General features: G+C 60.4%; 7 protein-coding genes. 4 read left to right on the forward strand and 3 right to left on the reverse strand.

Annotated features, from left to right (window positions below):
• Positions 1-14 precede the first annotated feature (14 nt).
• On the reverse strand, positions 15-1,586 hold the full coding sequence (locus tag HQ945_RS18375) for an ABC transporter substrate-binding protein (protein WP_113281237.1): 1,572 nt from the start codon (positions 1,584-1,586) through the stop codon (positions 15-17).
• Between the two features lie 136 nt (positions 1,587-1,722).
• Between HQ945_RS18375 and HQ945_RS18380 the strand changes: the two genes are divergently transcribed.
• The 4 genes from HQ945_RS18380 to HQ945_RS18395 all read left to right on the forward strand — a co-directional run bounded on the left by HQ945_RS18380 (position 1,723) and on the right by HQ945_RS18395 (position 6,233).
• Entirely contained in the window at positions 1,723-3,087 is a 1,365-nt protein-coding gene (locus tag HQ945_RS18380; protein ID WP_113281238.1) for an amidohydrolase family protein, read from the forward strand.
• Between the two features lie 33 nt (positions 3,088-3,120).
• On the forward strand, positions 3,121-4,317 hold the full coding sequence (locus HQ945_RS18385) for an amidohydrolase family protein (protein WP_113281239.1): 1,197 nt from the start codon (positions 3,121-3,123) through the stop codon (positions 4,315-4,317).
• Positions 4,307-5,800 (forward strand): amidohydrolase family protein, encoded by a 1,494-nt coding sequence (locus tag HQ945_RS18390; RefSeq protein ID WP_113281240.1) that lies wholly within the window; start codon positions 4,307-4,309, stop codon positions 5,798-5,800. Before HQ945_RS18385 ends, HQ945_RS18390 begins: the two co-directional genes overlap by 11 nt.
• A 112-nt stretch (positions 5,801-5,912) precedes the next feature.
• Entirely contained in the window at positions 5,913-6,233 is a 321-nt protein-coding gene (locus HQ945_RS18395; RefSeq protein ID WP_027232044.1) for a hypothetical protein, read from the forward strand.
• 43 nt (positions 6,234-6,276) lie between these two features.
• On the opposite strand, the gene otnC is transcribed toward HQ945_RS18395, so the two are convergent.
• Both otnC and HQ945_RS18405 read right to left on the reverse strand, forming a co-directional pair.
• Positions 6,277-6,960 carry a 3-oxo-tetronate 4-phosphate decarboxylase gene (otnC, locus tag HQ945_RS18400; RefSeq protein ID WP_113281241.1) on the reverse strand — a complete coding sequence of 228 codons (684 nt, stop codon included), beginning with the start codon at positions 6,958-6,960 and terminating at the stop codon, positions 6,277-6,279.
• The gene (locus HQ945_RS18405; protein WP_113281410.1) at positions 6,960-7,958 is read right to left on the reverse strand and encodes a LacI family DNA-binding transcriptional regulator; all 999 of its coding nucleotides are present in this window, start codon (positions 7,956-7,958) and stop codon (positions 6,960-6,962) included. The genes otnC and HQ945_RS18405 overlap by 1 nt, the downstream gene beginning before the upstream one ends.
• Positions 7,959-8,055 lie beyond the last annotated feature (97 nt).

The following is an 8,055-nucleotide window of genomic DNA, read 5'->3' on the forward strand; positions in this document are numbered from 1 at the left end:
CACGTGCCACCAGTTTAGTTCATGTGTGCGAACCACGGGCGAACATATTCGTCCGGGAATTGCGGCATGTCGACCTTGTCGCTCATCGCCCAGGCGACCGGCTGCTGATGCAGCGGCAGATAGAGCACCTCGTCGTGGGTGATGGTGAAGGCTTCCTTCAACATCGCGACGCGCTTGTCCTGGTCGAGTTCGGTCGATGCCTTGCGAGCCAGTTCATCGATTTTCGGATTCGACAGGCCGTTGGAATTGCTGCCACCGAACTTGCCGTCGGTGGTGGCAAGCAGGGCCTGCAGGACACTGTAACCATCCATCGGCGGAAGCGACGCCCAGCCGAGCATGTACATGTCGAATTCGCCCTTATCCATGCGCGGGAAATAGGTGGTCTTGCTCTCGACACCCACATCGGCCTGAACGCCGATCTTCGCCCACATCGACGCGATCGCAAGGCAGATCTGCTCGTCGGCGATATAACGGTCGTTGGAGCAGTTCAGGCCAACCTTGAAGCCATCGGGATATCCGGCTTCGGCAAGAAGCGACTTGGCCTTGTCGATATCGTAGGCAAGCGGGGCATCGATGCCTTCGTCATACCCGGTGACGGGCGGCGCCACCATCATGCCGGTCGTGCGTGACTTGCCGCGCATGAGCCGCTTCTGGATCGTTGCCAGATCGACTGCGTGCCACAGCGCCTGGCGAACCTTGACGTCGAGGAGCGGATTGGGCTTGCCGGGTTCGGCGTGCAATTCCTTCTTCCAGTTGAAGCCGAGGAAAATGACGCGGAGGGACGGATTCTCCACCACCTTGAAGCCCTGCGTGTTGGCGACGCGGTCGATGTCCTGCAGCGGGACCGGGGCGATCATGTCGAGTTCGCCGGAAAGCAGCGCGGCAACGCGGGTCGCGTCGGACGCGATGGGGCGGAATTCGACGCTCTTCAGATTGTGTTGCGGCTTGTCCCACCACTCTTCATTGACTGCAAACACGGACTTCGAATCCGGCTCGTAGGTGACGAGCTTGAAGGGACCGGTGCCATTGGCATGGTTGTTTGCATATGTCGTGGCGCCGGTGGATGTGTTGCCGGGCTTCAGCGCGTTATGCTCTTCCATCCATGGCTTGCTCATCATGTAGATCGCGGCCAAATCGTTGAGGAGCAGCGGATAGGGGCCGCTCAGGATAAGATCGACCGTATAGTCATCGACCTTCTCGACACCGATGACGGCCGAGAGATTCTCGCGGTTGCGCGCACCTGGATCGATCTGGCGCTGGATCGTCGCGACGACGTCGTCCGCGTTGAAGGGCTGGCCTTCGTGGAATTTCACACCCTGCCGCAACTTGAAGCGCCAGCGATCAGGAGCAACGACTTCCCAGGATGTCGCCAGGGCAGGCTCCAGTTGCAGCTCCTTGTTACGGCGCACCAACGGATCGAAAACCATGTGGTGGACGCTTTGGGTAAAGCTGTCGACCTGAGCGTTCGGATCGTAGGAAATGACATCGCCGGCGGACGACCACCGCAGTGTCTGAGCCACGGAAGGCATGGTCATCGGCACGACAAGCGCGAGACCGGCCAATAATGTCTTGAGATATTTCTTCACGGGGTATCTCCCATTTTGTATACACATGTTCCCGCTATTATGGTACACAGATTGTACACAATTTCAAGGTGACAATTTCACTTTTCGCTGATTTGATGTCACCGACATGCACTTCAACATTGGGGAGCCAAATAGAATGGCCAATGCATTGCTCATCGAGAACGGCGTCATCGTCACCATGGATGGCGATGGCCGCATCATCGAAGGCGGCAGCGTTCTGATCGAGAACGGTATTATTACATCAGTTTGCAATGGACAGGTTGTAGATGTCGACGCCGAACGCATCGACGCGCGCGGAATGGTCGTGATGCCCGGCCTGATCGACACGCACGCGCATGCCGGACACACCTTGACCAAGGGCCTTGGCGACGATTCGGAACAGTGGATGAACGTCACGGGCCGTATCTATGCGAGTGCTGTGGATACGGAATTCTGGACCGCAGAAGCATGCCTTTCCGCGCTGGAGCGCATAAAATGCGGCACGACGACCGCAGCGCTGCTCTTTGGCGGTGGTCCAGATATCATGCGCACGGAAGGCCCTGAGGCTGCGGAGGCCCATCTGGCGGCGGTCGCCGACATGGGCGTGCGCGAGATCTTGGCTGTTGGCCCGAACCGGCCAACGTCCCGACACGTGTATACCGACTACGCGGCTGGCACTGGCCGGGAAATTGCGGTATCGCCGTCAGAGCAATTGGCAGTCTGCGGCCGCCTCATCGACGCATGGGCCGGACGCAGCGATTTGCTTCGCCTGGCGATTTCCCTGCCGGTGTTCACTGCCAGCGAACTTGAAGACGAATCCGTATACAAGATTTCGGCGGATGCGCGCGACATGGCGCGTGAAAAAGGCGTTTTGCTGGTTCAGGACGGGCACCGCGAGGGCTCAATCGCAGCCAACGCCACGCGCCTCGATCTCTTCGACGGACATTCACTGCTCGCGCACTGCATCGAGCTGACCGAGGCGGACATCGCGGTCCTGAAGCAAACCGGGGCGAAAGTCGCACACAATCCAAGCGCGCTCATGTCGGTATCGGGACGCTGTCCCGCACCGGAATTGATGGAACAGGGCGTCACCGTTTCGCTAGGCACCGATGCCGCCGCGCCCGACCGTCCATTCGATATGTTCCGCAACATGTTTCAGGCGCATCGTTACCATGCACGTCACTTGCGTGACGATACGGTGCTGCCGCCCATGCAACTTCTTGCGATGGCAACGATTGAAGGCGCGCGCGCACTTTCGATGGAAAACGAAATTGGTTCGATAGAAGTGGGAAAGCGCGCGGATATCATTCTCGTGAATATGCGCCAGCCGCATTTGTGGCCGCCGGTCAACCCGGTGCAGCGGCTTGCCCGCTTCGCCAATGGCGCTGACGTCGATACGACGATTGTCGGTGGACGCGTCCTTATGCGTGGACGCAAACTGGTCGATCAAGATGAGAATGCCATTCTGGAGCGAGCCGAAACCGCGTTTCATCGGATGATCGCGCGCTTGCCTGCGCTCTGACCGTGACCGCCTTCGATTTAGCTGGAGTTACTGATGACCACTGACCTTATCATTCGCAACGTGCGCCCGCTCGGCGGTGCGCCAACCGACCTTTTCATCCGCGACGGTCGCTTTGTCGAGGCTGCCGCACCCAAAGGCACGGATGCAATCGACGCCGGCGGACAAATCGCCCTCCCAGGACTGGTTGAAGCCCACACGCATCTCGACAAGACGCTGATCGGCACGGACTGGTATCGTAACGAGGTAGGCCCCACACGCAACGACCGTATCCTTGCCGACCGCAGGGCCAAGCGTGAGCTGGGCATCGATGCCCGACGGCAATCCGCACGCCAGATCATGCAGACATTGCCCTTCGGCGTGACCCATATTCGCACCCACGTCGATGTCGACACCGAGATCGGCATCGCCAACGTCCAGGGCCTCGTAGCAACCCGCGCGGCCTTTGCAGGTCTTGTCGATGTGCAGATCGTGGCGTTTCCGCAAAGCGGCATGCTGGTGCGCCCCGGCACATTGGCGCTGATGGAAGAGGCGCTCAAGGCCGGTGCCGATATCGTCGGAGGCATCGATCCGGCATCGATCGACCGCGATCCGGTGCGCCATCTCGATGCAATTTTTGCGCTTGCCGATCGTCACAGCAAACCGATCGACATCCACTTGCATGAGCCGGGTGAGCTTGGCGCATTCTGCCTCGAACTCATCATTGAGCGGACGCGCGCGCTTGGCCTGCAAGGCCGGGTGATGGCCAGTCACGCCTACTGTCTCGGCACGCTCGATGCGAAGCGGCAGGGAACGCTGATCGATGCGCTCGCTACCGAAAATATTGCCGTCATGACCGTCGGCAGCCCCTCTGCGCCTGCACTGCCACTGAAGCTGCTGCGCCAATCGGGCGTGATTGTCGCCTCGGGATCTGACGGCATTCAGGGGACGTGGGAACCCTGGGGCAGCGGCGACATGCTGGAACGGGCCAAGTTCCTTGCCCAGCGCAACGGCATGACCGCAGACGCCGATCTCGAGGCGGCCGTGGAGGTCTGTACGTTTGGCGGCGCGAGCGGCATCGAACTGCATGACTACGGCCTCGCACCCGGTTGTCACGGCGATCTCGTTCTCGTTGCAGCGCAAACGCTGGCTGAGGCTGTTGCCCTCACCCCACATGAGCGCACTGTCATTCGCGGTGGTCGTATCCTCGTGCGCAACGGTCAATTGAGCGAGGACCTGCCGCATGTCGATTGAACCGGAAAAGAACCAGGGCTCAGAAGGTCCGGTGCTCTTGACGGCGCGCTGGATCGTCGGTCACGCCGACGGGCGGCACGTCCTCTATGAAAACGGTGAGGTCGTCTATGACGGGAACGAGATCACCTTCGTGGGCCAGCACTATACCGGGCCGGTAGGCCGGCGCATCGATTATGGCATGGCGCTCATCGGACCTGGCTTCATCGACCTCGATGCGCTTTCCGACCTCGACACCGGCGTCCTCGGCCTCGATCACCAGCCGGGCTGGAAGAAGGGCCGGGTTTGGCCGCGCGACTACGTTAACGCCGGGCCGGTGGAGATGCTCGATCCGGACGAACTGGCATTCCAGAAACGCTATGCCTTTGCGCAACTCATCCGCAACGGCATCACCACGGCATTGCCGATCGCTTCGCTGTTCTATCGCGCCTGGAACGAGACGACCGACGAATTTGCATCTGCGGCCAACAGCGCCGGCGAATTGGGCTTGCGCGTCTATCTCGGGCCTGCTTTCCGGGCCGGTCATTCGGTTGTCGAGGAGGACGGTAGTATCGTCGTCGAGATCGATGAAGCGCGGGGGGCCGAGGGGCTTCAGCAGGCTATTGCATTCTGCCAGGAACACGAGGGGCTACATGGCGGCCTCGTGCGCACGATGCTGGCGCCGGACCGGATCGAGTTCTGGACCGAAGGCCTTTTGCGGGAGACGGCGGCCGCCGCTCGCGACCTCGACGTGCCCCTGCGCCTGCATTGCTGCCAGTCGGAATTCGAGGTCAACACCATGCGCGAGCGCTTCGGCACAACCTCGGCGCGTTGGCTGCAAAGCATCGGATTCCTTGGTGAGAAGGTACTCTTGCCACATGGTACGAACGCCGAGCGCGCGGACCTTGACATCATCGCAGCGTCCGGCGCGACCCTGGTTCATTGTCCGATCGTGATGGCTCGTCATGGGGTGGCGCTCGACAATTTTGCCGACCTGCGCCGCGCCGGAATGCGTATCGGCATGGGCACAGATACCTGGCCGCCCGACATGGTACTCAACATGCAGGTCGGGCTCATGCTCGGACGCGTGATGTCCGGCGATACGGCGCGCCCCGCATCCACCGATCTTTACGATGCGGCGACAACCGGAGGCGCCGATGCGCTCGGCCGAAGCGACCTCGGACGTTTGTGCAAGGGGGCTAAGGCCGACATTGTCGTCTTCAACCTTGGGGCGGATCATCTCGGTCAAATAACGGATCCGATCGCCGGACTCATGACTTCGGCAAGCGGCCGCGATGTCGACACCGTCGTCATCGATGGGCGGACGGTCATGCAAAATGGCATCATACCGGGCTTCGACTTCGAAGCGTCGCATGGACGAGCCCAACGCCAGTTTGAACGTCTGGTTGCGCGCTATCCGGAACGGACCTGGAGACATCCGCCGGTCGAGGCGATCTTTCCGCCCTCTTATCCAACCATTCGTTCAACCGGAGTTGCGAAAGAGTAACAACCAGATTTTTCCGCTGGGGATTGGCCACTCAAGGCTGCCACCAGAGGTCGCAACTCCCGGATAAAGATGATAGTTAGCAAAACATCAACTCGATTCCGGGAGTGCCGAAATGAGATTTGCCTGCTACGTTGTGATGACCGCCGCGCTTGTCTTCGCATCTTCGTGCACAACACCCGGCATGGATACCAATCTCGCCAGCACCTCGCTGCGCAACTCCATATTCGACGAGTGCGGTTGGGCGGCGGAGTCATCCACGCTCGGTGGCCTGCTTCCCAAAATCTCTTCAGGCCGGGACGGCTTTCATCGTATCACCGTAGAGGTATGTACGGCTGCCAGGAGCGCGGGCACCGCGCCCGGAGAAACCGCTACCGTGAGTGTTGAAGGAAAGTCCGTGCGTGGGCGCTTCTTGCTGCCGGGCGAGAATCCCTAGGGGCGCGGCGGCAGACCGCACCGCCAGGCGGCGTGCCTGGAAATCAATCGTCAGGATCGTGCGGGTGCCCGTGGTCGTCGACAATCGGCAAATCCAGATTGAACTCCCGCACGAGGTCTTTAACTTGAGCCGGGGTCAGGTAGCGCGGATTTAGGTTCCTCAGCATGAGGTAAAGCTTGGCACCCTCCTCAAGTTCCTCGGTAGCGAAAACCGCGGCCTCGAGAGTGTCGCTGGCGACGACGGGGCCATGATTAGACAGAAGCACCGACGCATATTTGCCGGCAAGACCACGAATTGCATCGGCAACGGCCGGATCGCCCGGCCGATAATAGGGTAGCAGCGCGATCTGACCGGCGCGCATGAGACAATAGGGCGTCATCGGCGGCAATGCTGCGCGCGGGTCGATCTCGGGAAGCATCGACAGTGCAACAGCGTTCGTTGAATGAAGGTGGACGATAGAACGCGCCGATCCACGCGTTTCGTAGAGCGCACTGTGGAGCGGGATCTCCTTGGTTGGTTTGTCGCCCGAAACGTGTCGACCGCCAGCGTCGAGGTGCGCGAGCCTGGCGGGATCAAGAAACCCGAGCGAGGCATTGGTCGGCGTGACCAGCCAGCCGCCATCATCAAGCCGAACCGAAATGTTCCCCGAGGAACCCGGAGTTAATCCTCGCTCGAAGAGCGACCTGCCATATCGGCATATATCTTCCCGCAAACGCGCATTGGACATCAGGCTGTTTCCCCTTCAATCAATTCAAAGCCGAGGTCGATGACCTGCGACGGCGCGTCGTCAACCACCAACTGCGCCGCCACCTGGCCAATTGTAACGCGCGGGGTGAGCAGGGTCGAAAGCCGCTGCGGGGTGGCACGGCCAATATCGAGCCCATTATAGCCGAGGATCGCAAGGTCGTCCGGCACCATTATCCCGTGCGAAAGACAATGGAAGTAGCCACCGAGCGCCATGTCATCGTTGGAAAAGTAAACGGCATCGACGTCGGGGGTTCGTGCAAGCAGTTGTTCCAGCCCTATTCTTCCGTTTTCCACGGACGATGGCCCGGGATGAATCTGCCGGTCGGCGAGTGGAGCACCACCTGCGCCCAGCGTCTCACAAAAGCTCGCAAAGCGCTTGCTAGCCCTTGTGTCGCGGTTAAGGTCATGCCCGACGTAACCGATACGCCGATAGCCACGCTGCAGCATGAAATTGGCGCTTTCCCGCCCGGCCGCGTGATTGGAGAAACCCACGGCGAGATCAAGCGCGACACCGTCTATATCCAGCACCTCGACGACGCGGCATTTTGCGGCGCGCAGCATCTTGACAGTGCCGTCCGCATGCTCGTAGCCCGCCAGCATCACCGCTGTCGGCCGCCAGGCAAGCATTGAGGCGACCAATGCTTCCTCCTTCTCAGGATCATAGTCCGTCACCGCGAAAACTGCCTGATAGCCATGGTCTTCGAGCGTAGCACTCGCGCCGCGCAGCACATCCGTGAAGACGATGTTCGAAAGCGATGGGATAACGAACGCCACGAGCCGCGAGCCTGCCGATGCCAGCGTGCCGGCGATCCTGTTTGGCACATAACCGAGGTGCTGGACCGCCGCCAGGACACGGTCCCTGGTCTTGGTGGTAAAGGAGCCGTGATTACGCAGGACACGTGACACTGTGCTCTCGCCGACGCCGGCCGCCTTGGCGACTTCGGCCAGGGTTACACCTTCCTGCTGCTTGAATTCCATGCTTCCTTGTTCCATTGCCGCGCGCCGCACTGGTGCATTCTCCCGTCTTTCCAGCACTAATCAAGATATTTTGGCAGCGCTGCCAATCGAAATTGGT

The organism is Phyllobacterium pellucidum, assembly GCF_013327855.1.
Lineage (GTDB): Bacteria > Pseudomonadota > Alphaproteobacteria > Rhizobiales > Rhizobiaceae > Phyllobacterium > Phyllobacterium pellucidum.

Excerpts from the sequence above, each read along its gene's own strand:
- otnC (WP_113281241.1), bottom strand. The coding sequence starts at position 6,960 with ATGTCCAATGCGCGTTTGCGGGAAGATATATGCCGATATGGCAGGTCG.
- HQ945_RS18405 (WP_113281410.1), bottom strand. The coding sequence starts at position 7,958 with ATGGAATTCAAGCAGCAGGAAGGTGTAACCCTGGCCGAAGTCGCCAAG.
- HQ945_RS18385 (WP_113281239.1), top strand. The coding sequence starts at position 3,121 with ATGACCACTGACCTTATCATTCGCAACGTGCGCCCGCTCGGCGGTGCG.
- HQ945_RS18395 (WP_027232044.1), top strand. The coding sequence starts at position 5,913 with ATGAGATTTGCCTGCTACGTTGTGATGACCGCCGCGCTTGTCTTCGCA.
- HQ945_RS18380 (WP_113281238.1), top strand. The coding sequence starts at position 1,723 with ATGGCCAATGCATTGCTCATCGAGAACGGCGTCATCGTCACCATGGAT.
- HQ945_RS18390 (WP_113281240.1), top strand. The coding sequence starts at position 4,307 with ATGTCGATTGAACCGGAAAAGAACCAGGGCTCAGAAGGTCCGGTGCTC.